Raw genomic sequence first — 24,333 nt, forward strand, 5'->3', positions numbered from 1 at the left:
CAGGACGTGTCCTCGGCCTGGAGCATGCTTGGTCCATGTGGGATACGACGTCACGGACGTTCCGACTGCTGGAGCTGCTCCAGCGGAACGGGTTCATGGCCACCGAACGCTTGGCCGGTGACCTCGGCGTGACGACGAGGACCGTGCGCCGCGACGTGGCACGGCTCCGCGATCTCGGGTACCCGGTCGACACGCGCCTCGGGGTCGACGGCGGGTACTCGATCGAACCGGGCGCGGTGCTGCCACCGATCCATCTGACCACGGAGGAGGCGCTCGCCTGCGCGCTGGCGCTCCGGCGTTGGCAGGACGACGTCGACGGGACCCTCGCGGCCGGTTCGCTCGGGAAGATCGTCGCGTCGCTGCCCCCTCGGGCGCGCTGGATCGTCGACGCGGTCGCAGCCGTCACCCTCGACACCCCCGTGGACGTCCTAGAGCCGATCGACCATCCGACGGTCGACATCGCCCTCCTCGGCGACCTCGCGAGGACGTGCCTGGTGCGGCGCCGAGTCGGGTTCGCGTACACGGGGCGCGACGGGACCTCGACCCCGCGCCGCGTCGACCCACGGCGGCTCGTCAACACGGCACGGCGGTGGTACCTCGTCGCCTTCGACCTCGACGCCGACGCGTGGCGCACGTTCCGCGTCGACCGCATCACCGGGTTCGCGGCGACCGAGCTGCCCACGAGGGAACGTCCGCTCCCGGACCCGGACGTCGAGGGATGGGTCACCCGACAGCTCACCGTCGGCTGGCAGCAGGTCACCGGCACCGTCCGCGTCCACGCGCCGATCGAGGCGGTGCGCCGGTGGGTCGCACCGGCGTGGGGCAGCGTCGAAGCGGTGTCGCCCGAGGTCACGGTGGTGCGCGCCGGAGCGGACAGCCACGACGCGATCGCCCGGTGGTTGCTCCTGGTGCAGGCCGACGTGGAGGTGATCGAACCCGACGGGTTGCGGGCCGCGTTCGGCAGGGTGGCGGAGCAGGCGGGCCGGGCGTCCGAGTCGAGCCCGGCCAACCCGCCACCGGTCACCGGAGCGGTCTGAAGAACTCGGTCAGATCGTCGATGAGTACCGCCGGCTCCTCGAGGGCGGCGAAGTGACCGCCGCGGTCGGTGACGTCGGTCCACCGCGTGATGGTGTGCTCCCGCTCGGCGTAGCGCCGGATCCCGACGTCGTGGGCGAACATGATGACGCCGGTCGGGACGCCGGACGGTTCGTCGACCGCACCCCACGCCGTGTGCTGCGCGTACCCGACGTAGGCGGCGGTGCCGGCGGTCTCGGTGAACCAGTACAGCGAGACGTTCGTCAGCAGACGATCGAGCGGGACGACCGCCTCGGGAAGCGCCTCGCGCGGCACCGTCCACGCGTGGAACTTGTCGATGATCCACGCGAGCAGGCCGACCGGTGAGTCGACCAGTGCCGCTCCGATCGTCTGCGGCCGGGTGGACTGGATCGCGATGTAGCCGTACTCGTCACGCATGAAGGCCTGGACCCGTGCGAGACGGTCGAGTTCCAGCGGGGTGAAGCTCGCCAGCTCCGCCTCGCTCGGCGCCCGCAACGGCATCCCCAGCGAGCCGTTGACGTGCACGCCGACCACGCGGGTCGGCGCCGCCCTCGCCACCTGGGGTGAGACCGCAGCGCCGATGTCGCCGCCCTGCACGCCGAACCGTTCGTAGCCGAGCCGCTCCATGAGCGTCGCCCACGTCCGCCCGATCCGCGCCGCATCCCAACCGCCCTCGACGACGGGGCTCGAGAACCCGAAGCCGGGCAGCGAGGGGATGACCACGTCGAAGGCGTCAGCCGCCTCCCGCCCGTGAGCCTCGGGGTCGGTGAGCGGGCCGATGAGGTCCAGGAACTCGACGAACGACCCCGGCCAGCCGTGCGTGAGCACCAGTGGAAGCGCTCCGTCGACCGCCGACCGGACGTGGAGGAAGTGGATGGTCTGCCCGTCGATGACCGTCGTGAACTGCGGGAACGCGTTCAGTGCCTCCTGCTGCGCACGCCAGTCGAAGGAGTCCGCCCAGTGGTCGACCAGGCGGCGGAGGTAGTGGACCGGAACCCCCGTCGACCAGTCGTCGCCCGGCAGCGTCGGCGGGAACCGGGTGGCCCGGAGTCGACGCGTGAGCTCGTCGATCGCATCCTCGGGGATGTCGATCCGGAACGGCTGGATGTCGGTGTGCATCATGGTTTCCTTCCCTCGCGGGTGGACTCCGCTGAGCCGCACCACGCCGGCGACGATAGGGACGAACGAGGACAGCACCTGTCCGCCGACGGCGAGCGCACCCGCACCAGTAGGCTTCGCGCATGACGATCTGGCGCGAGCCCGGGTACCGATCCGGGCCGGTGGTGTTCGGCTGGGCATTCACAGTGATCGGCCTCGGCATAGCGGGCGGACGGCTCCTCTCATGGACCGGATCGGCTCACGACATCCACGGTGTCGTGCTGGGCGGTCTGCAGTTCGCGATGGGAGTCGGCACCCTCATATGGATCCGAGGCGTGACAAAACGCGCGCGCGAGGAGGAACGCGTCGACCGTCCCGCGGAGGACGCGACGCACCCGGAGAGCGCGCCGTGACGCCGGCGACGCGTCGGACTGTGGCGGTGAGGTTGGCGATCGTGTTGCTCGCGCTTGCGGCGGCGCAACTCGGAGTGCTGTTCGCGGCCGGATGGTCAGGCGACCCCGGCGACGTCTTCCAGCTCGTCCTCGCGGTGGCGCAGCTCACCCTGGCGACCGTCCTCCTCGTGGCGGGTCTCCGCGCTGGCCGCGCCCAGAGCCCGCTGGCCGACGATCCACCGCCGGACGCGCGAACCGACTGACGCAGCGCGCCGGAACCACCGGGAGACTGCCATGCTCGACGCATGCCCCTCCCCGAGATCGAAGCACTGACGTCGGACCGCCTCACGCTGGAGCCGCTCTCGGTCGACCATGCCGCGGCGATGGTCGACGTGCTCGCCGACCCGGCTCTGTACACCTTCACCGGTGGGGAAGCGCCGTCGCTCGACACGCTCACCACGCGGTACCGGACGCAGCTGCGGGGGCCGGCGGACGATTCGGAGGCCTGGCTCAACTGGATGGTGCGCCGCCAGGACACCGACACCCTCATCGGGTTCGTCCAGGCCACGGTGCGCGCCGAGGGTGAGGGTGGTGTGGACAAGGGCACGCTCGCTGAGATCGCCTGGGTCATCGACCCGGCCCACCAGCGACTCGGGTTCGCCGCCGAGGCCACCAACGCGATGGTCACCTGGCTGCACGCCCACGGGGTGGAGCGGTTCGCCGCGTCGATCCACCCGGAGCACACGGCGTCCCAGCGTGTGGCGCAGCGGCAGGGCCTGCGTCCGACGTCGACGGTCGAGGACGGCGAAGTCCGGTGGGAGTCGTCCGCCCCGGAGGCACCCGGGCAGCACGGAGGGACGAGACCCGGTCCGAAGCACTAGCGACGCGGCCGCCAGACCTCGGCGCAGTCACTTGCGATGATCGCAACCCTCGGCGTAGAGTTGCGATCATGGAAAGTCACTTCGAGGACCCTGCGCCGGACCGACGCCCGGCATCTTCCAGCACCTCGCCGTCCGAGGCGCAGACTGCACTCGACGACATGACCCGCGATCAGCAGCACCTCGCCACCCGCATCATCACGCCGTGGTGGTACCACCCGGCGCTCGGACTCATCAGCGCCGTCTTCGCGGGCGCTCACGCTCTCCCCGGGGCCTGGCCATTGGGTGCGATCGCCCTCGGCATCGCCGCGATCCCCGTCCTGACCACGGCGTACGCCCGCACGGCTGGTGTCGTGGTGACGAAGCCGGCCGGCCCGCGGAGCCGACGGCTGCTCCTGGCGACGCTCCTCGTGCTCGTCGCCGCCATGTCCTGCAGCATCGCGTTCAAGTTCCTCGGGGTCTCCCCCTGGTGGGCGCTCATCCCGGCCGGCGTGACGTTCGTGGCGACCGTCGTCCTCGGACGCCGATACGACGAAACGCTCCGCCAGGAGATCGCCGCTCCGACGGCGCGACCCGCCCGATGAGCACACCGGCACCCGCCTTCAACGAGGTGATCCACGCGCCCCTCCGGCTCCGGATCTGCGGGCTGCTCCGCGCCGTCGACGAACTGGAGTTCTCCGTCGTCCGCGACGCCCTCACCATCGACGACGCCAAGCTCTCGAAGCATCTGAAGGTGCTGGTCGACGCCGGCCTGATCACCCTCCGCAAGGAACGGTCGTCGACACGGACCGACTCCCGGCGCCTCACCTGGATCGCCCTCACCCCCGCCGGTTCGGTCGCCCTCGAAGCCCACCTCGCCGCCCTGTCGAGCATCGCCGCCGGGATCCCGGTGGAGTGAGCCGGGACACCGTCGAACCCCGGTGGTCCGTGTACGAAGACGACATCCGAACGCCCTTCGCATGGGCCGGGGACACCTACGCCGTCCGGAGCCGTCGGGGCAGACTGGCGCTCGGCGACACGCACAGACAGGAGCAGGCATGCACCGCCCGACCGCGCTCGATCCCGCCGACCTCGATCGCCTGACCGCCCTCCGTCGGTGGCTGCACCGTCACCCCGAGCTCTCCGGCGAGGAGGACGGCACCGCGGCGGCCATCACCGCCTTCCTCGCCGACACCGCGCCCGACGACGTCATGACGGGACTCGGCGGACACGGAGCGGCGGTGGTCTACCGGGGTGCCGAGCCCGGCCCCACGCTCCTCCTCCGCGCAGAACTCGACGCCCTGCCGATCACCGAGGTGACCGAGGTGCCACACCGCTCCGTGCACGAAGGCGTCGGCCACCACTGCGGTCACGACGGCCACATGGCGATCCTCGCGGGGGTCGGCGTCCTCCTCGGGCGCCACCGACCGACGCGCGGCCGAGTCGTCCTGCTGTTCCAGCCCGCCGAGGAGAACGCCGTCGGCGCCGCAGCGGTCCTCGCCGACCCGGCCTTCGAACAGGTGCGTCCCGATCTGGCCCTCGCGCTCCACAACCTCTCCTCACTGCCATTCGGCCAGGTCGTGCTCGACGAGGGGGTCGTGAACTGCGCTTCGCGCGGGCTGCGGGTCATCCTCGAGGGCGAACCCACGCACGCGTCGGCACCGGAAGGCGGCGTCTCCCCCGCATCGGCGCTCGCGAACCTGCTCACCTCCCTGCCGGCGCTCGCGCGAGGGGACGGGATCGATGCGGACTACCGCCTCGTGACGGTGACCCACGCCGTCCTCGGCGAGCAGGCGTTCGGTGTCGCGCCCGGGCACGGCGAGCTCTGGGCGACCCTCCGCACCATGACCGACGCGGGCATGGATGCGCTCCGTGCCGACGTCGAACGCCTCGCCCTCGGAGCAGCGGACGAGCACGGCCTCCGCGTCACGTTCGAGGAGTCGGACGTCTTCCACCACTGCGAGAACCACCCGGAGGCCGTCGCGCTCCTCCGAGGCGCACTCGACCGCGAAGGGGTCTCCCACACGACGGGCGTCCTCGAGCGGGGGTCCGAGGACTTCGGCCTATTCCGGACAATCGCCCCATCGGCCATGTTCTTCATCGGCTCGCGGCGCACGCCGGAATCACCCGCCTTGCACCACCCGGACTTCGACTTCCCCGACGAACTCATCGGCACCGGCACCCGGGTGTTCGCCAGAGCGGTCCGCGACCTCCTGGGGTGAGGCGATCGTGGCGGGCCGGCGGCACCGACCACCGGCACCGCCCCACCTCACCGACGGTCGAAGCCGGGATCCTCCTCGGGCCGGTCCGCGCCGACCGTCGGAGCCGTCGTCGTCGCGGTGGTGGGCGTCGATGCCGTGGCCGCCGCGGCGACCGGACGCACCCGCGCCCCGCGCGACCCGCTCCGCGACCGACGCCCGCCGGCCGAGCGCCCGTAGACGAGGTACATCGCGACACCCATGATGATCATGAGCAGCACGGTGTAGACGAAGGTGATCGACATCGAGTCGAGGTTGTTCTCGCCCTCGGTGCTCGCCTTGATCGCGATGCCGAGCGGTTCGAACAGCGGCTGGTACAGGAACACCGCGGCGTCGTAGTCGTCGAGCAGGCTGTTGAAGTTCAGCGCCGTGATGGCCGCAGCCGTCGGCAGCACGAGCGGGAACAGCACCTTGCGGAACGTGAACAGCGACTTCGCGCCGAGGATCCGCGCGGCGTCCTCGAGCGAGTCGGGGATCCCGGCGAACGCCGCCTTCAGCAGGCGGAGCGTGAACGGGATCTTCACGATGATGTACGCGACGAGGAGCAGCACCGTCGTGCCGGTCAGGACCGCGCCGCCGAGCAGCGGGTTCGGCCGGTCGAACGTCATGATGAGCCCGAGCGCGATGAGGATCGTCGGCAGGATCCACGGGATATGCAGCAGGTACTCGAACGTCGCCGTGACCCGGTTGCGGTAGCGCTGGATGATCCGGGAGACGAAGAGCAGCCCGCCGACGACGATCACGGAGGCGAGGGCGCTGTAGACGATGCTGACGATGAACGGTCGGAGCACCGACGGGGTCCCGAACACGGTCACGTAGTTCGCCAGGGTGAAGTCACCGGGGGTGATCACGCCGCGCTGGATCGCCGTCGAGTCGAGGAAGGAGAACAGCACGATGAGCAGCACCGGCGTCACATACAGGAGGAAGAGCAGGTAGGCCACGACGTGCACGACGACGCTGCCGAGGCGACTCTGGATCCGTTGCTTCTGCAGGGGCGTCGCCACCTTCGCGACCGAGAAGTACACGCCGGACTTCTCCACGCGGTTCATGATCGCGAGCAGCACGATCGTCGCCAAGCCGAGGATGATCGCGAGCAGTGCGGCGAGGTCCTGGGAGCTGGAACTCTTCGAGAACGTCACGATCATCGGCGCGACGGTCTGGAAGTCGGGACCGCCGAGCACGAGCGGCGCGGTGAGGGCCCCGAGGCCGATGAGGAAGGTCAGCACCGTCACGGCGAAGATCATGGGCCGGAGCGCCGGGAGCACGATGCGCCACAGGATCGTCCACGTCGACGCGCCCATGTTCCGGGCGGCTTCGATGGTCTGGTAGTCGATCTTGGCGAGCGCCGAGGAGAGGAAGAGCATGTGGTTCGTCGTCGTCGCGAACGTCATCACGATGACGACGGCGAAGAAGCCCGAGAACCAGTTGGGGTCGATGTCCGGGAAGACGTTCCGCACCGCGTTGGTGACGAAGCCGTAGCGGCCGTAGATGAAGTTGTACCCGGCGGCGAGCACGATGCCGCCGTAGATGAGGGTCGTCGCGTACCCGAGCCAGAGCACCCGCGCCCCACGCACGACGAAGTACTTCGTCACGAGGACGATGAAGATCCCGACGACGTTGACCGTGACCGACAGCGTCACGGCCAGAAGGAAGCTGTTCGCGAGCGCCTTGAGGGCCCGCTCGGAGCTGAACAGCTTCTCCACCGCGCGTGCGCTGAAGTTCCCGTCGGGGAAGAAGGTCCCGACCAGGAGGTTGAGGTTCGGGAACAGCAGGAACGTGACGACGAACCAGGTGAGGACGACGATCACGATGATGGCGAGCGGCGAGCGGAACATCGGTCCGAGCGTCGAGGGCTTCCCCGAACGCCGACGACGACGGGGCTTGCCGGCGCCCGCGTCCGTTGCGGCTGCTGCAGGACGGGTCGAGGTGGTCATGTCGGCCTCAGTACTGGAGCACGTGGCTCGGGTCGATGCGCAGTTCGGCGGGCGACCCGGGGCTCAGGGCGTCCGTGCCGCTCTCCACGACCATGGCGCGCAGCCGACCGCCGACGGTCTCGACCGTGTAGGTCGAGTACGCGCCGTGGTAGGAGCGCTCCACGATGGTGCCCTGCAGCGCGACCAGACCGGGCGGCGGTGTGCGGTGGTCATCGGCCGCCACCACGGCGACCTTCTCGAGCCGCAGGTACGCCGACGCGGACGGGTCGAGCGGCGCGCCCGCACCCGCGAGCGCCCGGACCGTCTCCGGCGAGAGCTGGTTGATCGCGCCGATGAACGTACCCACGAACTCGGTGGCGGAGTGGTTGTAGATCTCCTCCGGCGTGCCCAGCTGCTCCACGACGCCCTGGTTGAACACGGCGATCCGGTCGCTCATCGTGAGCGCCTCTTCCTGGTCGTGGGTCACGTACATCGTCGTGATGCCGAGTTCGCTCTGCAGGCGCTTCAGCTGCTCGCGCAACTGCACGCGCAGCTTCGCGTCGAGGTTCGAGAGCGGCTCGTCCAGCAGCAGGATGCGCGGCTTGAGGACGAGTGCGCGGGCGATGGCGACGCGCTGCTGCTGCCCACCGGAGAGCTCGGCGACGTTCTTCTCGAGCTGTTCCGGGGTGAGTTCGACCTGCTCGGCGATCTCGTCGACGAGCTTCGTCGTCTCCGGCCGCTTCGTCTTCCGCACCTGCAGCCCGAACGCGATGTTCTCCCGGACGCTCATGCTCGGGAAGAGCGCGTAGTTCTGGAACACCATGCCGACACGACGCTGCTCGCTCGGCAGGCGCGTGACGGTCTTGCCGTCGATGATCAGCTCGCCCGCCGTCGGCTGGATGAAGCCGGCGAGGGTGCGCAACGCGGTCGTCTTCCCACAGCCCGACGGGCCGAGGAGGGTGAAGAACTCACCCTCCTCGATCGTCAGGTTGAGGTCCGGGATCGCCAGGTGGTCGCCGAACGCGACCTGGATGCCGTCGTAGGTGATCATCTACGGGAGGTACTCGAGCTCGGTCTTCTCGACCCAGGCACCGATGTTCTCGCGGACGAACTCGAAGTCGATGTCCTGCTTCGGCAGCGAGTCGATGAGCGCGACGACCTCCGGAAGGGCCTCGGCCTTCGCCTGCTCGTTCACCGGGTAGGCGGAGAACTCCTTCGCGAACGCACCCTGCGTCTCGGCACTGCCGAACCAGTCGATGAACTTCTGCGCCTGCTGCTCACGCTTCGTGCCGGCGATCTCGGCGATCTGCTCGGTCACGTACGGCACGCCCGACTTCGGGGCGATGACGCCGGTCTTCGTGCCGTACTCGGCGTCACGGCTCGTGATGCCGCTGCTCGGGATGGTGCCGAAGTCGACCTCGCCGCGGGTGAGCCGGGCGTAGAGGTCGGTGCCCTCGACAGCGGGCGAACCGTTCTTGAAGTACTCCTCGACGACCTTCCAACCCTTGTCGGAGATACCCAGGTCGCCGTCCGCGTCCTTGTACGGGGCGAGCAGTCCGGCGAGGACGAGCTGCGGGGTGGCCTGGCCGAGGACGGTGTTGACCTCGTACTTGCCCTGGTACTTCGAGTCCTCCCAGAGCTCGGAGAGCTCGGTCGGCGCGTCGGCCTCGGGGATGGTGTTCGTGTCGTAGACGGTGACGATCGCCTGCTCGACGAGCGGCCAGAACGCACCGTCCTTCGGGTCGCCCGACGCCTGGTCGACCTCGCCGGACCAGGCCGGCTTGTAGGCGGTGATGGCCTCTTCGGCCTTGAGCGTCTCGAAGAACATGTTGTTCAGGCCGAACACGACGTCGCCGACGGGGTTGTTCTTCTCGGCCACGATGCGGTTCGCGAGGTCGGCGCCGCCGAGCCCGACAATCTCGATGTCGATGCCGGCCTTCTTCGCCTCAGCGGTGACCCACTCGCCGCGTCCGTCGCCGTTGGAGTTCGTGTAGACGATCAGGGGGCCGGAGGCGTCTCCCCCACCGTCGGATCCGGCGTCGCCTCCCGCGGAGCAGGCACTGAGGCCGAGCGCACCGATGACGAGGGCTGCGATGGCGAGGGAACGGGGCGCTGAACGCTTCACGGGATTCCTTTCGGGACGAACGCCCGGGGTTGCCGGGGTCGCCGCGCATGAGTAACGACGTTGTGACCGCTGGTGCAGTCTTCAACCTAGCGTGACGTTTCCCGGTGAACGGGAATTGAACGGATCTCGCGTGCACACTTGACGGGTGACCCGAAATGTCGCAGTCCGACCCGACCCGACCGAAGCCGACACCGCCCGAGCGGGTATCACCACGGCCGAGCTCCGCCGCGATCGCATCGTGCGGGAGCGGTGCCCGAACGGCTTCATCGCCGCCGGCGGTGGCCTGCCGCTACACCGGTGCGAGCGGTTCCCCGACTCCGTCCGGGAGCTCGACGACGATGTCGTCACCAGGACGCACGACGCCCCCGGCGAGGACGACGCCCATGACCCCCGCCTTGCGGACGGTGCGACCCTCGGCGTCCGTGCCCACCAGCTGCTTGAGGAGGCCGGGTTCGAAGCGGTCGATCTGAACGCACGGGTTCCGGAGGCCGGTCACCTGGACGACGGCGTCCGATCCGAGCCGCAGCACCGCGCCCGTGGGGAGGGCGAGCAGGTCCAGCCCCTCGGTGGTCACGTTCTCACCCAGCTCCCCCGGCGCTACATCGGCGTCGACCTCCTCGAACAGTTCGCGGTGGATCAGGTGCACCTGGCGGAGATTGGGTTGCGTGGGGTCGCGTCGCACACGGGACCGGTGCTGGACCGTCGCCCCGAAGTGCGCATCCCCCTCGACGCCGAGACCGGCGACGAGCGTGATCGCCTCGCGTCGAGGCTTGGAGAAGCCGTGCTCATCGTCGCTGCTCACCGAGACGATCCGGGCGTGTGTCATCACCCCAGTGTGCACCCGGACGGTCGGCGGCGCAGGATCACGTGAGAGCGGTTGTGGTCCTGCACCAGCCCGATGCGACGTCCGGTTCCCGCCGGCTCAGGGGGACGCGAACGGCGAAGCTGAACCGCTGAGCGAGACTCAGGGGCTGACGATGGGGTGGGCCGGGTACTCGCGCAGCACCAGGGCGGTGCTGACCGGACCGAACCGCCCGATCGCGTCGATGATCTGCTCGAGGCGCTCGGGTGAGGAGGCGTGCACGTCGAGGACGAAACAGTCCTCGCCGGTGACACGGTAGATCCGGTGAATCTCCGGCAGCTCGTCGAACTCTGCCAGTGACGACTGGATCTGCGCGTGGGTCGTCCGGAGTCGGACGACGGCGTGCGTCGTGAGCCCGAGCCTCTGCGGCGACACCCGAGCTCCGTAGCCGGTGATGTAGCCGGCACGCTCGAACTTGCGGACCCGCGCCGAGACGGCCGGCTGAGACAGGTGCACGAGCCGGGCCAGGTCGGTCATCGTGGTACGCCCGTCGACCTGGAGCACGTCGAGGATCGTCCGATCCGTGCGATCGAAGGAAAGCGAAGCATCGTCCGTCATCTGCTTAGTAAACAACGGAGACGATGCTTCAGACGCTGACTGCATGGGTTCGGCTGGCACGCTGAGGTCACATCTCCCGACAACGACGAAGGAATCCCATGTCGATCATCACCATGCCCGGGATCGGCGGATCCGACGACGCCCATTGGCAATCACAGTGGGAGCGGGAGACGCTCGCGATCCGTCGGATCGCGCCGGCGTCCTGGGACGCACCGGACCTCGACGACTGGTCCGACGCGCTCGACCGGGCGGTGGCCGACGAACCGGCGATCCTGGTGGCCCACAGCCTCTCCTGTCTGCTTGCCGTCCGCTGGACTGCAGCGAACCCCGCTCGGGTCGCTGGGCTGTTCCTCGTCGCCGCACCCGACCCCGACGGACCGCTGTTCCCGACGGTCGCAGCAGCGTTCGCCGAGGGTCTCGACGTTCGACCGTCCGCACCCGCGCTCCTCGTGACGAGCGAGGACGACCCCTACTGCTCGGAGGATCGCGCCGCCGAGTTCGCCACCACGTGGGGCGTGCCTCGGGTCGGCATCGGGCGCCGGGGCCACCTGAACTCCGCCAGTGGACTCGGCGCCTGGCCGGAGGGCCGACGACTGCTGACCGCCTTCAGTGCGGGACTCGGGAGACACGATCGGTCATCAGCGAGATGAGGGGCCGCTACCGCCGGGCGCCGGTGAGCGCAGCGTGCGATCGGCTCACCGACGTGATCAGCGGACACCCGTCGGGCAGACTGGACCGATGAGCCGAGCTGTCACCGCCCAAGCCGACACCAGCCGGGCAGCCCTGCTCCGCGACCGCATCGTGCAGGAGGTCGCCGAGCAGGGCTTCGGTGCGCACGGCCTGCACGTGCTCGTCGGTGACGACGAGGCCGGGCACCGGTGGACGGAGGACGTCCGTGAGGACGTCCACTCGGCGGCCAAGGGTGTCTGCGTCCTCGCGGTGGGCTTCGCCGTCGACGAGGGGCTCATCACCATGGACACCACACTCGGCGCCGTCTTCCCGGACGCCGAGTTCGGCGACGGCACAGCCGACGTCACCCTCCGACGCCTCCTGAACATGACGAGCGGCGTCGACCTCCCGTGGTCGCCGACCCTGCTCTCGGACTGGCCGGACCTGACCCTCGAGTTCCTGCGCCGACCGTCACGAGGAGCGGTCTTCCAGTACTCGAACGCCAGCACCTACACGGCGATGCGCGCGCTCGAGACCCGCGTCGGCGATGTCGGCGCGTACCTCGACCGTCGCCTGCTCGCACCGCTCGGCATCCACGACGCCGCATGGGAGCGATGCCCGAACGGGTTCATCGCCGCCGGCGGCGGCCTGGCGCTGCGCACCACGGAGCTCGCGCGCATCGGACGCCTCATCCGCGATCGTGGCCGCTGGCACGACGTGCAGCTCCTCGCGCCGGAGTGGGTCGACGCGATGCACACCGAGTGGGTGCCGGCCGGCACCGGTCCCGGCTACGAGCGGTACGCGCTCGCCGGATGGGACGGGCCTGGAGTCGCCTGGCGGCTCCACGGTGCCTACGGGCAACTCCTCATCTTCGCGGGTGATGCCGTGGTGACGATCACCGCCGAGGACCACGAGGGCGCGGACCGCATCGCGGGCTCCGTGTCCGCGTTCCTCGCCGACGCCTAGGCCGGGCCGCCGGTCGTGTGCGCTGCGGTCGCCCGGGCGGGGCCGGACCGACGTCGCGAAGATGTCTCGCTCAACCCTCACCGGTGAGGACCGAGGACTGTCAGCTGGGGATGCGACGTCGACCACGTCCGAGCGTAGGTGGAGCCACCGACACCGCGGCACCGTGTTGCAGACGGCGTCGCACGCGTCAAGAGGAATCACGACGTCGGTGGGCGGAGGTACCGTCCTGGACATGGGTACTTCACGTCCGGCCACCGGTTCCATCGATCGCATCGCGCGCGAGGATTTCGGCTGGGACACGCTCCTGCCGGGGCAGCGTGAGGCGATCCAGTCGGCCGTCGCCGGTCGCGACACCCTCGTGGTCCTCGCCACGGGTGGCGGGAAGTCGGCGGTGTACCAGATCGCCGGCGCCCAGCGTGGCGCGGTGACCCTCGTCGTCTCGCCGCTCGTCGCCCTGCAGGCCGATCAGCTCGCCTCGATCGAGGCCGCACCGGCGGCCCCTCCGGCGGTCGCACTCAACGCCTCCCTCGGTACAGCGGCCATCGAGGCGGCGTGGGAACGCATTCACGAGAGCGGCCCGGTCTACGTGCTGCTGGCTCCGGAGCAGCTCGCGAACGAGGAGACCGTCGCACGGCTCGCAGCGGCCGGCGTCTCCCTCCTCGTCGTCGACGAGGCGCACTGCGTGTCGTCGTGGGGAACCGACTTCCGGCCCGACTACCTGCGGTTGGCCGACGTCCGTCATGAGCTCGGCGACCCGCCCGTGCTCGCCATGACGGCCACCGCCTCCGGTCCCGTCCGCGAGGAGATCATCGAACGGCTGCGCATGCACGACCCGGACGTGCAGGTGCACGGGGTCGACCGTCCGGAGATCCGCCTGGTCGTGCACCGCCATGAGCGCGAGCCCGAGAAGCGGGCCGCGGTCGTCGAGGAGGCACGCAGCTGGACGGCTCCCGGCTTGGTCTACGTCGCGACGCGTCGGGAGACCGAACGGTACGCCGAGGAGATCGCCGCCGACGGACGCCGGGTCGCCGCGTACCATGCCGGCCTGAAGACGACGGAACGTCGCGCGGTCCACGACCGCTGGCGGGCCGGCGAGCTCGACGTCGTCGTCGCGACCTCCGCGTTCGGCATGGGCATCGACCGCGCCGATGTGCGGTTCGTCCTGCACGCCACGACGACCGAGTCGCTCGACGCCTACTACCAGGAGGTCGGCCGCGCAGGCCGCGACGGCGAGCCCGCCACGACGGTGCTGCACTACCGCGCGGAAGACCTCGGACTCCGTCGCTTCTTCACGAAGCGCTCCGTGTCGGAGTCGGCGGTGCGCGCGGTGTGGCGCGCGGTCCGTGCCACACCGGGGCTGACGGTCACCGATCTCGCGTTGCAACTCGACCGGCCGCGACGCACGATCGCCAGGATCGTGAACGACCTCGCGGACGCCCAGCTGGCGGACACCACCGACGGCGTCCGGGCGGTCGACGAGATCGGCCCGAAGCGTGCGATCCGTGCCGTGCGGGAGATGCTGGAATCGCGGGAACGCATCGCCGAATCACGGTTGGCGATGATGCGCGCCTACGCCGAGACCTCGCACTGCCGCCGCCGGGTCCTGCTCGAGTACTTCGGCGTCGACGCCCCCGAATGGTGTGGGAACTGCGACGGCTGCGAGCGGCACGAGGCGCAGCAGGAGCAGCAGCACTTCGGTTCCGCCGACACCACCGGAACGTCGCCGCTCCACGTCGACCAGGGGGTACTCCACCGCGAGTGGGGCCCGGGCACCGTGATGGGCGTCGAGCCCGACCGTGTCACCGTCTTCTTCGACGGCGAGGGCTACAAGGTCGTCGCCCTCTCGGCACTCGAGACCGGCGTGCTCACCGCCCAGGAGCTCGCCTCGGTCTGATCGCGGTGTCGGTCAGACCTCGTCCGCCGGTGCGCGCCCGGGAGCGTCGGCGATGACGCGGTCGATCCAGTCCCGTCGTGACAGGTACTGGATGTCGTCCCTGGCGAACCAACCGAGCTCGAGAAGCTCCTCCTGATCGGGGTTCGCCTCGCTGAGGAGCTCGCAGTCGTAGGCGGTGGTCACGTAGCCCACGTGGTCGCCGTTCGGGTAGCGCACCATCATCGGATCGCCGCCGTACGCCCCGACGATGCCGCGGATGCGGATGCGGGCACCCGTCTCCTCCAGGACCTCGCGCAGCAGCGCGTCCGCCGGTTCCTCGCCGGGCTCGACACCGCCACCTATCAGGCTCCACAGGCCGGAGTGGCGATGGCGGGCGAGCAGGAACCGGTCGCCGTCCCTGATGACGGCGGTGACCCCCGGGAGCATGAGGAACCCCGTTCCGATGTGGGAGCGGATCGAGGCGACGTAATCGGACATCGGCATGCGGGGAGTCTACGGAACCGGTCTGATCGGAACGGGTCAGTCGGCGTGCTCCGGCGGCCACACCACGGCGAAGTACTCGAACACGATCTCCTCGGACTCGGACCACACGGCACCGCGCGCCGCCGTGGTCCGCTCCCAGTAGCGCCGGTGTTCGCGCTGCCAGCTCGCCAGCGTGCGATCATCCTCGCCCTCCGCGAACGCGAAGGCGGCATCGGCACTCGCGAACGGGCCGATGCGGAGCGAGGTGCTGCGGATGACGATCCGCGGCGCCCCCGTGCTGTCGCAGGCGATCCAGTGCGAGCCGATCCGAGGGAGCGGATCGCCGCGATGGGCGAACTCCGACACGAGTTCGGCGGTGGCGCGCTTGCGTCCGCTCAGGACGATCTCCAGCAGTCCGTCGGCGAGTCCGGCCGTGTCGCCGAAGTGCTCCACGGTGTAGTCGGCGTCGTCCAGGCCCGCACCGCCACGATGCTCGGTGTACGCGCGCCACATCACGGTCGCAGCGTCACGGTCGGGCGCTGCAACCGGTGCAGTGTCACTCGGAGAGCTCATGTCCGCGATACTGCCAGAAGGACTGCGGTGTACCGTTCATCGGGCCAGGAAGCCCGCTCACCGTGCCGAGAGAGCAGAACCGTCGGCCGGGGCGACGAACGAGGTGCTGCCGTAGTCGTCCCCGATGCTGAAGGTGACCTGCGGCGGTCCGGCCGGACGGGCGAAGGTGGGGCTGTGGACGTCGGTGTCGGTCGAGCGGACGAGGTACAGGGACGCGTCGCCGACCGGTCGGTCGACCTGCTCGGCCCCCTCCTCCAGGAGCGACCACATCCGGTCGAGCGCGACATCCGACCACGAGAACTGCTCGGCGGCCGACTCGGGTTGGCCGCTCGCAGCGCCCTGGTGGGTGACCTGACCGTACCGGTACTCCCATCGATCGGTCTTGGTGTCTCCCACGGTGAGCGGCGCCTGGGCGATGACGAAATCGGCAGTGACCGTGATCGACACGACCCGGTCGTGACCGATCGCCTCCTGGAGCGCCCGTTGCGCCTCCGCGAGCGCCTCCGGGCGACGGAGGTCGGGTCGGAGGCGTCCGTCCTCGAGGGCGATGATCGACTGGGCCACGGACTGGTGATACGGGGCGACCACGATCGCCGCCGCCGCGACCGCCACGATCGAGAACAGGGCGAAGCGGCCGGGACGACCGGCCCGGCCGACGCCGAGCAACGGTCCGCGTCGACGTCCGTCGACGATGCGCTGGTGCGGCTGGAGAGGGAGGAACGGGAGGGACGCCCGAGCCGGGACGCGCAATCGCGAACGCTCGTCGGCCGAGAGCTCGCCGGCGTCGATGAACGCGACCTCCGGTCCGCCGTCGAGCAGGACCGCGACATCGCGCTCCGTGCCGGGCTGAAAGGTCGGGATGGCCGTCACCGGGACGACGGTGCGCATCGTGGTCGCGAACGCCGGTCCGTTCAGCGGCTGGACGGAGAGGTCGAGCTCGCAGAGCGGCTGGTCGTTGATCTGGGTGCCGGTCTGACGGAGCGTGTCGATACGGGCGACGCCGAGCCGTCTCGCGTCCTTGGCCTGCTGCACGGCCTGTGGTGAGGCGCCGATCGCACTTCCCAACGACCGGCCGACGAGCGAGAGCACCGTCGCAAAGATGCAGACCGGGAGTGCGACACCGGCGACCGCGTACCCGATGTCGGGCGGACCGACGGCGATCACGATGATGCCGCCGAGGAGAGCACCGAGAGCCGCGAAGGCGATCAGACGAAGCATGCCTTCGACCCTATCGAAGCGCTCGATCGCACCACCGCTGCGGTTCAGCCCGGTCCGTCGCTCGCCGCGGCGAGCAACGGCACGACCACGTCGCTGATCGGCGTGGGGATGCCGTGCACGCTCCCCCGCCGCTGGATGACCGCGTTGCGGACGTCCCATTCGAGCGGCTGCCCCTGCTCGCGATCGGCGAGGATCGACGTCCCGCGGTCGAGCGGGGCTGCTCGGAACTGGTCGAGGAGCCGCCGTGGTTCGTCGTCGGCCAATCGCGCACCTTCCGCTCGTGCGACGGCCGCGCACTCCTCGAGGTAGCCGAGCATCAATCGGCCGATGTCGTCGCGGCGGTACATGCCGGATCGGCGACCGGTCAACGCCATGAGTCCGGCGGCGGCGTTCTGCAGGAGCTTCCGCCAGGCGAGGGTCGTGAAGTCGGTCGAGACCTCGACGGTGCAGCGGGAGCCGCGCAGCACGTCTGCCACCACGGCGGCACCGGGTGCCTCCGGCAGGGACAAGCGTGGCGGACTCAACAGCGTGACCGGACCGTCGGGTCGGCGGGTGGCCGGGAACCAGACGACCGCCGGGACGACCGTTCCGGCCCGGACGAGGGGCTCCACCGTCTCACGCTGTTCGACCCCGTTCTGTAGGACGCACACGACCGTGTCCGGACCGCACAACGCGGCGAGCCAGTCGGCAGCGGCAGCCGTCTGGGTCGCCTTGACCGCCAGGAAGACGAGGCCTGCCGTGCCCGGAGACTCCGCCGGATCGGTGTGGACCGGCCCGGGGACCGTCACCGTCTCGTCATCGACCTGGAGCTGGAGTTCCGGCCGTTTCGACCGCCCTGCGATGAACGGCGTCCGTCCCTGTTCGTGGAGCGCTGCGGCGACCGCGGTGCCGATCGCGCCCGGCCCGATCACTGCGACGCGATCGGGTCCCCCTGGCATCACGTCTCGCTCGATCCGGACAGCGCGTCGATCGTCGCGGCGATGACCGCTCCAGGGAACCGACGGAGCTGCTCGACGTCGACCCATTCCTCCGCCGCGTGCAGTCCGCCGCCGGCAGGGCCGCACACGACCGTCGGGATGCCCGCGGCCTGCCACAGCGCCGACTCCATCCAGTAGGGCGCACCGATGGCGGCTGGCACGGTCTCACCGTCGCGGGTGAGCGCTGCCGCCAGGAACTCGGCGAATCGCGCGGCCGGGCCCTGCTCATCGGCTTCCCAGGCCTCGCGCTGATGCGTCAGCCGGGCATCCGTCCGGAGCCCCGGTGTCCGCGCCGCGACCGCGCCGAGCATGGTCCGCACCTCGACGAGGGCGTCCTCGGCGCGTTCGCCCGGCAGCGTGCGTCGCTCGATGACGAGGGTCGCGTCGGCGGCGATCGTGAACGGGGCGGTACCCGCCCGCACGACGGTCGCCGTGAACGAACCGGATTCGAGCAGCGGGTGCGCCGGCCGCTGACGGAGTTCCTCGTCAGCCCGCTCCACCTCCTGCAGCACGTGGCCGAGGGCACGGATCGCATCGACGCTCAACGCCGGTTGCGAGGAGTGCCCGGCCACACCCTGCAGGGTGACCTCGACGACCGCATATCCCCGGTGCGCCGACACCCGGTCGAGCCAGGTGGGCTCGGCGATGAGGCACACGTCCGCCGTCACACCACGATCGGCGAGGTGTCGCAGGACGGCCGCGGCTCCCACGCTCGCATCCTCCTCATCCGCGACACCCGTGAAGACGACCGTGCCAGGGTGGTCCGCAGCGACGAGTCGCTCTGCGGCGACGATCAGTCCTGCGAGGCCGGACTTCATGTCGCTGGCGCCGCGTCCGAAGAGCTTGCCGTCCGCGATCCGCGGGTCGAAGGGGTCGACCATGCCCTCGACCCCGACCGTGTCGAGATGGCCGTTGAACACGACCGTCGGACCCGGCCGCGATCCCGCGTGCACGGCCACGACACTGACGCGCTGCGGGTCCTCAGGCGCGGGAACGAGCTCGACCAGGAAGCCGGCGCCCTCGAGTCGCTCCGCGATCACCGTCGCGATCCGACCTTCACCGGGAGCCCCCGGGACGAGGCTCGGACTGACGGAGTCGATCGAGATGAGCAGGCGGGCGAGCTCGAGCGCGTCGTCGCCGGGGCTGAGGTCGGACATGCCACGACGATAGCGGGGCGGATCGCCGGGAACGGCCCGAAGACCAGAACAGGCGCCCGTCTCCCTGAGGGGACTGGCGCCTGAGCTCATCGCCGACCACGGGGGTCGTCGAACGGGACTAGCGGTTCTTGACCCGCGTGACCGCGTCGGTGTTCTCCGAACGCGCGTTGCCGGCCTTCTTGTCGGCCTTCGCGGTCCGCTTCTCCTTCAGCGTCTTCGCCGGTGCGGTCTTGCCGCCCTCTTTACGTGCTGACTTCTCGCCCATGTTGGTGCTCCTTTGCGAGCCACGGTGACCCTGTACCGCTGAGGGTACCGTCACATCCCGTCCGGGGACCCCACCCCCAGGACCTTGTTAGCATTCGGGGATGACGAACCCGGCAGAGATCACCGACGTCCCGATCGGCGGCGAGGGCATCCGACTCGGGCAGTTCCTGAAGTTCGCGGGTCTGCTCGACTCCGGTGGAGACGTGAAGGCCGCGATCGCCGACGGCGCCGTGCAGGTCAACGGCGAGGTCGATCGCCGACGCGGTCGGCAGTTGCAGCTCGACGACGTCGTGTCGCTGGAAGGGCGCAGCGTCCGCGTCCGTCCCTGATCGCCCGACTGAGAGGAACCCCGTGAACCCGAGCACACCCCGTCCCATCGCCGTCACCGGATCGACCGGCGCGCTCGGCGGCCTCGTGGCGCAGGACCTCGCCGCCCGCGGGATCCCGCAACGTCTGCTCGTCCGCACCCCCGCGAAGGCCCCGCAGCACCCGGACAGCACCGTGCACCGGTTCACCTACACCGATCAGGCGGCGGCCCGCGCGGCACTCGAGGGCGTCGACACCCTCTTCATGGTGTCGGGAGCCGAGAGCGCCGACCGCGTCGACCAGCACCGCTCGTTCATCGATGCCGCGGCCGCCGCCGGCGTCCAGCACCTCGTGTACACCTCGTTCGCCGCGGCGGCACCGGACGCCGTGTTCACGCTGGCGCGCGACCACCATGCGACCGAGGAGCACATCCGAGCGTCGGGCATGCGGTGGACGTTCCTCCGCGACGGTTTCTACCTCGACATCATGGAGGCCCTCGTGGGTGAGGACGGCGTCATCCGTGGGCCGGCCGGCGACGGTCGTGCGTCCTTCGTCGCCGGCTCCGACATCGCCCGGGCCGCCACGGCCATCCTCGTCGACCCGGCACCCCACGCCGGTCGCACCTACGACCTCACCGGCCCCGAAGCGCTCACCATGACGGAGGTCGCGGCCACGATCAGCCGCGTCCGCGATCGCGAGGTCACGTTCCACGACGAGACGATCGAGGAGGCCTACGCGTCGCGCGCCTCCTACGGCGCGCCCGACTGGGAGGTCGACGCCTGGGTGAGCACCTACACGGCCATCGGCAGCGGCGTGATGGCCGAGGTGAGCCCGGCGATCGAGGACCTCACCGGTGTCCCGCCGATGAACCTGGAGACCTATCTGCGGTCGAACGCGGACTGATTCCGCCTCCGCGTCCGTCGCTGAGCGTCGGCCGCCCGGCCGCCCGGATCAGAGGCCGTAGAAGCCCAGCTCCCAGTCGTCCGCCTCGGTCGCGCCGAGGGCGACGCCGGCGGGCTCGCGCGGTCGGACCGGGCGCGGTCCACGGCGTTCGTTGGTCGTGAAGTAGATCGACGTCCCCGGACTGACGAAGACACTCGCCGAGTCCTGGCCGACGACGTCGAGATCGACGAAGCCGCCGCCCGAGAGCGCCGTGCGCTCCATCGTGTCCTTCAGCTTCGGGAGGACGGTGCTCGGGTCCAGGTCGTAGACAAGCCCGCCGAGGGTGAGAGTGCTGCTTTCCATCGTGATGTCCTCAATGAGGTCATGGTGCGTGAACGGCAACCGTACGCCATCCGTCAGCGCACTGCCCCCTCATCGCGAAGCCCGCCGCGCCCCACGGCCGGAATAGGGCAGGTGCCCGAGGTAGTGGGGGCACCTCAGAGCGGAACGTTGGTGTCCGAGCACGGCATCCGCAGCCGGCTCGTGGAGGGACAGTCATGATGATCACGAGCGCGACCTACAGCTCGGCCATGTCGGCCGAGACGAGACGGTTCTTCGAGCGCCAGCTCGAACAGGACCTCGAACGGCGGCGGCGACGCCGCGAGCGCCTGCTCGACGAAGGCGCTCCCCACCACGACCAGGGTGGGACCATGGAGCGGTGACCCTGCCCGCGACGAGCCCGACGATGATCGGGCGCGCGTCCGACCTCGCTGCGATGCGGTCCGTGTTCGACACCGTCGCCGCGGACGGATCGCGCAGCCTGGTGCTGAGCGGCGAAGCCGGCATCGGGAAGACCCGACTGCTGACGGAGTTCACCCGGTCGGTCCGCTCGTCGGCGCTCGTGATCACGGGGCAGTGCGTCGACCTGGGCGACGTCGCCGCGCCGTACGCACCCGTGCTGGGCCTCATGAAGGACCTCGTCGCACGACGGGGCCGGGAGGCCGTGCTCGACGCCGCCGGGCCCGGCCGGGCCTCGCTCGAGACCCTCCTGCCGTCGCCCGGTGTGGAGCCGGAGGACCAGCGCGACGGCGGCGTGGGGCGGCTCCACGAGACCGTCGCCGTCCTGCTCGAGGCGCTCTCCCGAGAGCAGCCCGTGGTCGTCGCGATCGAGGACGTCCACTGGGCCGACGGCGCGACCCTCAGCCTGCTCGCGTTCCTCGTGCGCGTCCTGACCGATGCCCACGTGATGATCGTGCTCACGGTCCGCAACGAGGACGTGTCGCGCGGACACCCCCTGCGCGGCTTCCTGGCCGAACTCGACCGTACGAGGCGGGTCGAACGGCACGGCCTCGAGCGTCTGAGCCGCGGCGATGTGCTGCGTCAGGCCATCGCCATCCGCGGTAGCTCGCTCGACACGGTCTCCATCGACAGCGTGTACGCCCGCAGCGAGGGCGTCCCCTTCTTCGTGGAGGAGCTCTTGGGACTCGGCGACGACGGCGACGATGTCGGCGACGATCTGCCCGACACCCTCCGCGAGCTCCTCCTCGCCCGCTACGAACGACTCACGCCCACCACCCAACAGTTGCTGCGCGTGGTCTCCGCCGGCGGTGTCCGCGTCGAGCATGCGCTCCTGGAGCGCGTGTTCACCGGCGACCACGACGCCCTCGACGCCGGCGTGCGGGAGGCCATCGCGGCGAACGTCCTCGTCGCGGACACGACCACCTACGCGTTCCGTCATGCGCTCGTCCGGGAGGCGATCCACGACGACCTGCTGCCGGGGGAACGGACGCGCTTCCACGCGGGGTTCGCCGAGGCCTTGGAAGCCGCGGCCGGGGTCGAACCGGTTGCGGCCGAGGTGTCGTACCACTGGATGCTCGCTCGCGACGTCCGGCGGGCGTTCCCGGCCACCGTGCGGGCAATGGAGCAGGCGCATGCGGCCTTCGCCTACAGCACGGAGGCGCAGCTCGGGGAACGCCTGCTCGAGATCTGGGACCAGATCCCCGAGGCACAGGACCTCGTCGGCCGCTCACGCTCTGAGCTCATGCGACGCACAGCGAGCGCTCTGCGGAATGCGGGCTGGACGGACCGTGCGATCGCGATGGTCGACGAGGTGCTCGCCACGCCGGAGGACCGCGACGACCTCGATCAGGCCAAGCTGCTGCGCGACAAGGCGTTCTACCTCGCGAACCTCGGGCGGCCAGGGTCGGTGGAGCTCCTCGAACAGGCCCTCGCGCGTGTCCCCGCCGACACCCCCGGCGAGCTGCGCGGTGTGCTGCTCACGAGCCTCGCCGCACGGCACATGATCGTCGGCCGACTGGAGCGGGCGATCGAGTACGCCGACGCCGCCGCGCAGGAGGCCGCGCGCACCGGCTCGGCGCGGAACGCCTCGGTCGCGGCGAACATCGGCGGCATCGCCCGCATCCACCGTGGCGAGCTGGACGCGGGGAGGCCGATGCTCGCGACCGCGGAGTCGCTGGCCGACGGCGACGGCAGCGCGCTCCTCCGATACCGGGTGAACGCCTCCGACATGGCGAACCTGCTCGGTTCGTACGAGGACGCGCTCGCATCGGCGCTGGAAGGTGTCGCACGCGCGAGGGCACTCGGCGTCGAGCGCAGCTCCGGGCTCATCCTGTCGTCGAACGCGGTCGACCCCCTGGTGGCGCTCGGTCGATGGGACGAGGCGGAAGAGCGCGTGCATCGGGCCCTCGCCCTGCAGCCGCCGCTCGCGTTCTCCGTGTACCTCCGCCAGTCGCTCATCCTCCTCATGCTGTGGCGTGGCGATGCCGAGACCGCAGCGACGCTCTACCGCCGCTGGCGGAAGGGGATGCTCTCACTGTCGGGCCTGGAGGTGCAGACCCGGTTCGGCGTCGCGCGTGTCGTGATGCAGGTCGGCCTCGCCACCGGCGACCTCGCCGGAGCGTGGTCGCCCGCCGGTGTCGGCGTGTTCGACGCCCCCGACCACCGCCCGATGCCGGCGTACGACCTTCCTGCGCTGGCGGACGCGGCTCGGGTCATGGCCCGGGTGCGGGTCGCCATGGCCGCGGGGACGCTCGATCTCGGATCCGGGCCGTTCGCTGGCCTCGACGACGCACGACTCCGGGAGCAGGAGACGCGTTGGCGGGCACTCATCGCGAAGGAGCGGTTCTGGCCGACCGCACCGCTCTGGAGTGCCCTGGTCGACGCTGAACTCGGCGGGCCGGACGGCATCGGCGACGACGTGGGCGCCTGGGAGACGGCTCGCGCGATGGCCGAGCGTCCGTTCGCGCCCGCCGCGCTCGCGCCCTACACGGCGCTCCGACTCGCGGAAGCGCGGGTGGCCGCCGGCGATCGTCCGCGGGCGCAGGACGCCCTCATCACCGCCGTCGCGGAGGCGACGACACTCGGCGCTGGCCTCGTCCTCGACGGTGCTCGGGCGTTGGCGGCGCGGGCATCGCTGAACCTCGACGGCCGACCTCGGGCACGCACCTCGGGCGGGTCCGTGGAGCTGACCGCGCGCGAACGCCAGGTGCTGCAGCTCGTCGCGGAGGGCCTCAGCAACCCGCAGATCGGTGAGCAACTGTTCATCAGTGCGAAGACGGCCAGCGTCCATGTCTCGGCCATCCTGCGGAAGCTCGGTGTGTCGACCCGGACCGAAGCCGCGATGGTCGCCGGAGCGAGCGGACTGCTCGCGGCGAGCGCCGAGCAACCCGACTGACCCGGCTGACCCGGGCGGCTGTCCTCGCGGCGGGGTGGGTCCCGGCCGAAATCGAGGGAACGTCGGCCGGGAACCCCGACAGGGCGAAAGGGTCCTGTCGGCATCAGCGTAATCACGGAGCCGGAGGCGGGGCGGGCTGTTGCGTTCTTTGG

Annotated in this window: 27 protein-coding genes; 14 read left to right on the top strand and 13 right to left on the bottom strand. The window is 70.4% G+C overall.

Annotated elements, in window-relative coordinates:
* Nucleotides 1-35 precede the first annotated feature (35 nt).
* On the top strand, nucleotides 36-1,037 hold the full coding sequence (locus ASF68_RS08850; RefSeq protein ID WP_056009387.1) for a YafY family protein: 1,002 nt from the start codon (nucleotides 36-38) through the stop codon (nucleotides 1,035-1,037).
* On the opposite strand, the gene ASF68_RS08855 is transcribed toward ASF68_RS08850, so the two are convergent.
* Nucleotides 1,021-2,175, bottom strand: coding sequence for an epoxide hydrolase family protein (locus tag ASF68_RS08855; protein ID WP_200936402.1), 1,155 nt, complete (start codon nucleotides 2,173-2,175; stop codon nucleotides 1,021-1,023). The genes ASF68_RS08850 and ASF68_RS08855 overlap by 17 nt on opposite strands.
* 122 nt (nucleotides 2,176-2,297) lie before the next feature.
* On the opposite strand from ASF68_RS08855, the gene ASF68_RS08860 reads away from it, so the two are divergent.
* The 6 genes from ASF68_RS08860 to ASF68_RS08890 all read left to right on the top strand — a co-directional run bounded on the left by ASF68_RS08860 (nucleotide 2,298) and on the right by ASF68_RS08890 (nucleotide 5,625).
* On the top strand, nucleotides 2,298-2,567 hold the full coding sequence (locus tag ASF68_RS08860; RefSeq protein WP_056009391.1) for a hypothetical protein: 270 nt from the start codon (nucleotides 2,298-2,300) through the stop codon (nucleotides 2,565-2,567).
* A 41-nt stretch (nucleotides 2,568-2,608) separates the two neighbouring features.
* Nucleotides 2,609-2,809: a hypothetical protein gene (locus ASF68_RS08865; RefSeq protein ID WP_157580273.1), complete on the top strand. Its 201-nt coding sequence runs from the start codon at nucleotides 2,609-2,611 to the stop codon at nucleotides 2,807-2,809.
* 42 nt (nucleotides 2,810-2,851) lie between these two features.
* Nucleotides 2,852-3,427 (top strand): GNAT family N-acetyltransferase, encoded by a 576-nt coding sequence (locus ASF68_RS08870; protein ID WP_056009396.1) that lies wholly within the window; start codon nucleotides 2,852-2,854, stop codon nucleotides 3,425-3,427.
* Nucleotides 3,428-3,495: 68 nt separating this feature from the next.
* On the top strand, nucleotides 3,496-4,008 hold the full coding sequence (locus ASF68_RS08875; RefSeq protein WP_157579889.1) for a hypothetical protein: 513 nt from the start codon (nucleotides 3,496-3,498) through the stop codon (nucleotides 4,006-4,008).
* A complete protein-coding gene (locus ASF68_RS08880; protein ID WP_056009400.1) occupies nucleotides 4,005-4,322 on the top strand; it encodes a transcriptional regulator in 318 nt (105 codons plus the stop codon). Before ASF68_RS08875 ends, ASF68_RS08880 begins: the two co-directional genes overlap by 4 nt.
* 139 nt (nucleotides 4,323-4,461) lie before the next feature.
* Nucleotides 4,462-5,625, top strand: a complete 1,164-nt coding sequence (locus ASF68_RS08890; protein WP_056009404.1) for an amidohydrolase — start codon at nucleotides 4,462-4,464, stop codon at nucleotides 5,623-5,625.
* A 47-nt stretch (nucleotides 5,626-5,672) separates the two neighbouring features.
* On the opposite strand, the gene ASF68_RS08895 is transcribed toward ASF68_RS08890, so the two are convergent.
* The 5 genes from ASF68_RS08895 to ASF68_RS08915 form a co-directional block, all read right to left on the bottom strand.
* Nucleotides 5,673-7,496 (bottom strand): iron ABC transporter permease, encoded by a 1,824-nt coding sequence (locus ASF68_RS08895; RefSeq protein ID WP_157580418.1) that lies wholly within the window; start codon nucleotides 7,494-7,496, stop codon nucleotides 5,673-5,675.
* Nucleotides 7,497-7,602: 106 nt separating this feature from the next.
* Nucleotides 7,603-8,625, bottom strand: a complete 1,023-nt coding sequence (locus tag ASF68_RS08900) for an ABC transporter ATP-binding protein (RefSeq protein WP_056009406.1) — start codon at nucleotides 8,623-8,625, stop codon at nucleotides 7,603-7,605.
* Entirely contained in the window at nucleotides 8,626-9,699 is a 1,074-nt protein-coding gene (locus ASF68_RS08905; RefSeq protein ID WP_056009408.1) for an extracellular solute-binding protein, read from the bottom strand.
* A gap of 289 nt (nucleotides 9,700-9,988) precedes the next feature.
* On the bottom strand, nucleotides 9,989-10,525 hold the full coding sequence (locus ASF68_RS08910; RefSeq protein WP_056009409.1) for an MOSC domain-containing protein: 537 nt from the start codon (nucleotides 10,523-10,525) through the stop codon (nucleotides 9,989-9,991).
* Between the two features lie 138 nt (nucleotides 10,526-10,663).
* Nucleotides 10,664-11,119, bottom strand: a complete 456-nt coding sequence (locus ASF68_RS08915; RefSeq protein ID WP_056009410.1) for an Lrp/AsnC family transcriptional regulator — start codon at nucleotides 11,117-11,119, stop codon at nucleotides 10,664-10,666.
* Nucleotides 11,120-11,217: 98 nt separating this feature from the next.
* On the opposite strand from ASF68_RS08915, the gene ASF68_RS08920 reads away from it, so the two are divergent.
* The 3 genes from ASF68_RS08920 (at nucleotide 11,218) to ASF68_RS08930 (ending at nucleotide 14,648) form a co-directional block, all read left to right on the top strand.
* Nucleotides 11,218-11,769, top strand: a complete 552-nt coding sequence (locus ASF68_RS08920; RefSeq protein ID WP_082498553.1) for an alpha/beta hydrolase — start codon at nucleotides 11,218-11,220, stop codon at nucleotides 11,767-11,769.
* 88 nt (nucleotides 11,770-11,857) lie between these two features.
* Nucleotides 11,858-12,754, top strand: coding sequence for a serine hydrolase (locus tag ASF68_RS08925; RefSeq protein ID WP_056009412.1), 897 nt, complete (start codon nucleotides 11,858-11,860; stop codon nucleotides 12,752-12,754).
* A gap of 232 nt (nucleotides 12,755-12,986) precedes the next feature.
* Nucleotides 12,987-14,648 (top strand): ATP-dependent DNA helicase RecQ, encoded by a 1,662-nt coding sequence (locus ASF68_RS08930; protein ID WP_056009414.1) that lies wholly within the window; start codon nucleotides 12,987-12,989, stop codon nucleotides 14,646-14,648.
* Nucleotides 14,649-14,660: 12 nt separating this feature from the next.
* Here the strand turns inward: ASF68_RS08930 and ASF68_RS08935 are convergent, their stop codons facing one another.
* The 6 genes from ASF68_RS08935 to ASF68_RS18725 form a co-directional block, all read right to left on the bottom strand.
* The gene (locus ASF68_RS08935) at nucleotides 14,661-15,131 is read right to left on the bottom strand and encodes an NUDIX domain-containing protein (RefSeq protein WP_056009416.1); all 471 of its coding nucleotides are present in this window, start codon (nucleotides 15,129-15,131) and stop codon (nucleotides 14,661-14,663) included.
* 36 nt (nucleotides 15,132-15,167) lie between these two features.
* Nucleotides 15,168-15,683, bottom strand: a complete 516-nt coding sequence (locus ASF68_RS08940) for an ASCH domain-containing protein (protein ID WP_200936403.1) — start codon at nucleotides 15,681-15,683, stop codon at nucleotides 15,168-15,170.
* A 57-nt stretch (nucleotides 15,684-15,740) separates the two neighbouring features.
* Nucleotides 15,741-16,901 (bottom strand): hypothetical protein, encoded by a 1,161-nt coding sequence (locus ASF68_RS08945; protein WP_056009420.1) that lies wholly within the window; start codon nucleotides 16,899-16,901, stop codon nucleotides 15,741-15,743.
* A 44-nt stretch (nucleotides 16,902-16,945) separates the two neighbouring features.
* Complete coding sequence (locus tag ASF68_RS08950) at nucleotides 16,946-17,839, bottom strand: oxidoreductase (protein WP_056009422.1); 894 nt, start codon at nucleotides 17,837-17,839, stop codon at nucleotides 16,946-16,948.
* A complete protein-coding gene (locus ASF68_RS08955) occupies nucleotides 17,839-19,035 on the bottom strand; it encodes a M20/M25/M40 family metallo-hydrolase (protein ID WP_056009424.1) in 1,197 nt (398 codons plus the stop codon). Before ASF68_RS08955 ends, ASF68_RS08950 begins: the two co-directional genes overlap by 1 nt.
* 118 nt (nucleotides 19,036-19,153) lie before the next feature.
* Nucleotides 19,154-19,300 carry a hypothetical protein gene (locus ASF68_RS18725; RefSeq protein WP_157579891.1) on the bottom strand — a complete coding sequence of 49 codons (147 nt, stop codon included), beginning with the start codon at nucleotides 19,298-19,300 and terminating at the stop codon, nucleotides 19,154-19,156.
* Between the two features lie 100 nt (nucleotides 19,301-19,400).
* On the opposite strand from ASF68_RS18725, the gene ASF68_RS08960 reads away from it, so the two are divergent.
* Together ASF68_RS08960 and ASF68_RS08965 are read left to right on the top strand one after the other, a co-directional pair.
* The gene (locus ASF68_RS08960) at nucleotides 19,401-19,628 is read left to right on the top strand and encodes an RNA-binding S4 domain-containing protein (protein WP_056009426.1); all 228 of its coding nucleotides are present in this window, start codon (nucleotides 19,401-19,403) and stop codon (nucleotides 19,626-19,628) included.
* A 22-nt stretch (nucleotides 19,629-19,650) separates the two neighbouring features.
* On the top strand, nucleotides 19,651-20,508 hold the full coding sequence (locus ASF68_RS08965) for an SDR family oxidoreductase (protein ID WP_056009428.1): 858 nt from the start codon (nucleotides 19,651-19,653) through the stop codon (nucleotides 20,506-20,508).
* A gap of 48 nt (nucleotides 20,509-20,556) precedes the next feature.
* Here the strand turns inward: ASF68_RS08965 and ASF68_RS08970 are convergent, their stop codons facing one another.
* Nucleotides 20,557-20,850 (bottom strand): hypothetical protein, encoded by a 294-nt coding sequence (locus ASF68_RS08970; protein ID WP_056009430.1) that lies wholly within the window; start codon nucleotides 20,848-20,850, stop codon nucleotides 20,557-20,559.
* 194 nt (nucleotides 20,851-21,044) lie between these two features.
* On the opposite strand from ASF68_RS08970, the gene ASF68_RS18730 reads away from it, so the two are divergent.
* Nucleotides 21,045-21,209 (top strand): hypothetical protein, encoded by a 165-nt coding sequence (locus tag ASF68_RS18730; protein ID WP_157580275.1) that lies wholly within the window; start codon nucleotides 21,045-21,047, stop codon nucleotides 21,207-21,209.
* Nucleotides 21,206-24,181: a helix-turn-helix transcriptional regulator gene (locus ASF68_RS19360; protein ID WP_056009433.1), complete on the top strand. Its 2,976-nt coding sequence runs from the start codon at nucleotides 21,206-21,208 to the stop codon at nucleotides 24,179-24,181. Before ASF68_RS18730 ends, ASF68_RS19360 begins: the two co-directional genes overlap by 4 nt.
* Nucleotides 24,182-24,333: the final 152 nt, after the last annotated feature.

It is taken from the genome of Plantibacter sp. Leaf314, from assembly GCF_001423185.1.
Taxonomy (GTDB): domain Bacteria; phylum Actinomycetota; class Actinomycetes; order Actinomycetales; family Microbacteriaceae; genus Plantibacter.

Bases quoted from the DNA above. Each gene is read 5' to 3' on its own strand.
- ASF68_RS08850 (WP_056009387.1), top strand. From the start codon at position 36: ATGTGGGATACGACGTCACGGACGTTCCGACTGCTGGAGCTGCTCCAG.
- ASF68_RS08855 (WP_200936402.1), bottom strand. From the start codon at position 2,175: ATGCACACCGACATCCAGCCGTTCCGGATCGACATCCCCGAGGATGCG.
- ASF68_RS08895 (WP_157580418.1), bottom strand. From the start codon at position 7,496: ATGTTCCGCTCGCCGCTCGCCATCATCGTGATCGTCGTCCTCACCTGG.
- ASF68_RS18730 (WP_157580275.1), top strand. From the start codon at position 21,045: ATGATGATCACGAGCGCGACCTACAGCTCGGCCATGTCGGCCGAGACG.
- ASF68_RS08875 (WP_157579889.1), top strand. From the start codon at position 3,496: ATGGAAAGTCACTTCGAGGACCCTGCGCCGGACCGACGCCCGGCATCT.
- ASF68_RS08860 (WP_056009391.1), top strand. From the start codon at position 2,298: ATGACGATCTGGCGCGAGCCCGGGTACCGATCCGGGCCGGTGGTGTTC.
- ASF68_RS18725 (WP_157579891.1), bottom strand. From the start codon at position 19,300: ATGGGCGAGAAGTCAGCACGTAAAGAGGGCGGCAAGACCGCACCGGCG.
- ASF68_RS08960 (WP_056009426.1), top strand. From the start codon at position 19,401: ATGACGAACCCGGCAGAGATCACCGACGTCCCGATCGGCGGCGAGGGC.
- ASF68_RS08925 (WP_056009412.1), top strand. From the start codon at position 11,858: ATGAGCCGAGCTGTCACCGCCCAAGCCGACACCAGCCGGGCAGCCCTG.
- ASF68_RS08935 (WP_056009416.1), bottom strand. From the start codon at position 15,131: ATGCCGATGTCCGATTACGTCGCCTCGATCCGCTCCCACATCGGAACG.
- ASF68_RS08900 (WP_056009406.1), bottom strand. From the start codon at position 8,625: ATGATCACCTACGACGGCATCCAGGTCGCGTTCGGCGACCACCTGGCG.
- ASF68_RS08910 (WP_056009409.1), bottom strand. From the start codon at position 10,525: ATGACACACGCCCGGATCGTCTCGGTGAGCAGCGACGATGAGCACGGC.
- ASF68_RS08950 (WP_056009422.1), bottom strand. From the start codon at position 17,839: ATGCCAGGGGGACCCGATCGCGTCGCAGTGATCGGGCCGGGCGCGATC.
- ASF68_RS08880 (WP_056009400.1), top strand. From the start codon at position 4,005: ATGAGCACACCGGCACCCGCCTTCAACGAGGTGATCCACGCGCCCCTC.
- ASF68_RS08940 (WP_200936403.1), bottom strand. From the start codon at position 15,683: ATGAGCTCTCCGAGTGACACTGCACCGGTTGCAGCGCCCGACCGTGAC.
- ASF68_RS08920 (WP_082498553.1), top strand. From the start codon at position 11,218: ATGTCGATCATCACCATGCCCGGGATCGGCGGATCCGACGACGCCCAT.
- ASF68_RS08955 (WP_056009424.1), bottom strand. From the start codon at position 19,035: ATGTCCGACCTCAGCCCCGGCGACGACGCGCTCGAGCTCGCCCGCCTG.
- ASF68_RS08930 (WP_056009414.1), top strand. From the start codon at position 12,987: ATGGGTACTTCACGTCCGGCCACCGGTTCCATCGATCGCATCGCGCGC.
- ASF68_RS08970 (WP_056009430.1), bottom strand. From the start codon at position 20,850: ATGGAAAGCAGCACTCTCACCCTCGGCGGGCTTGTCTACGACCTGGAC.
- ASF68_RS08945 (WP_056009420.1), bottom strand. From the start codon at position 16,901: ATGCTTCGTCTGATCGCCTTCGCGGCTCTCGGTGCTCTCCTCGGCGGC.
- ASF68_RS08870 (WP_056009396.1), top strand. From the start codon at position 2,852: ATGCCCCTCCCCGAGATCGAAGCACTGACGTCGGACCGCCTCACGCTG.
- ASF68_RS08890 (WP_056009404.1), top strand. From the start codon at position 4,462: ATGCACCGCCCGACCGCGCTCGATCCCGCCGACCTCGATCGCCTGACC.
- ASF68_RS08915 (WP_056009410.1), bottom strand. From the start codon at position 11,119: ATGACGGACGATGCTTCGCTTTCCTTCGATCGCACGGATCGGACGATC.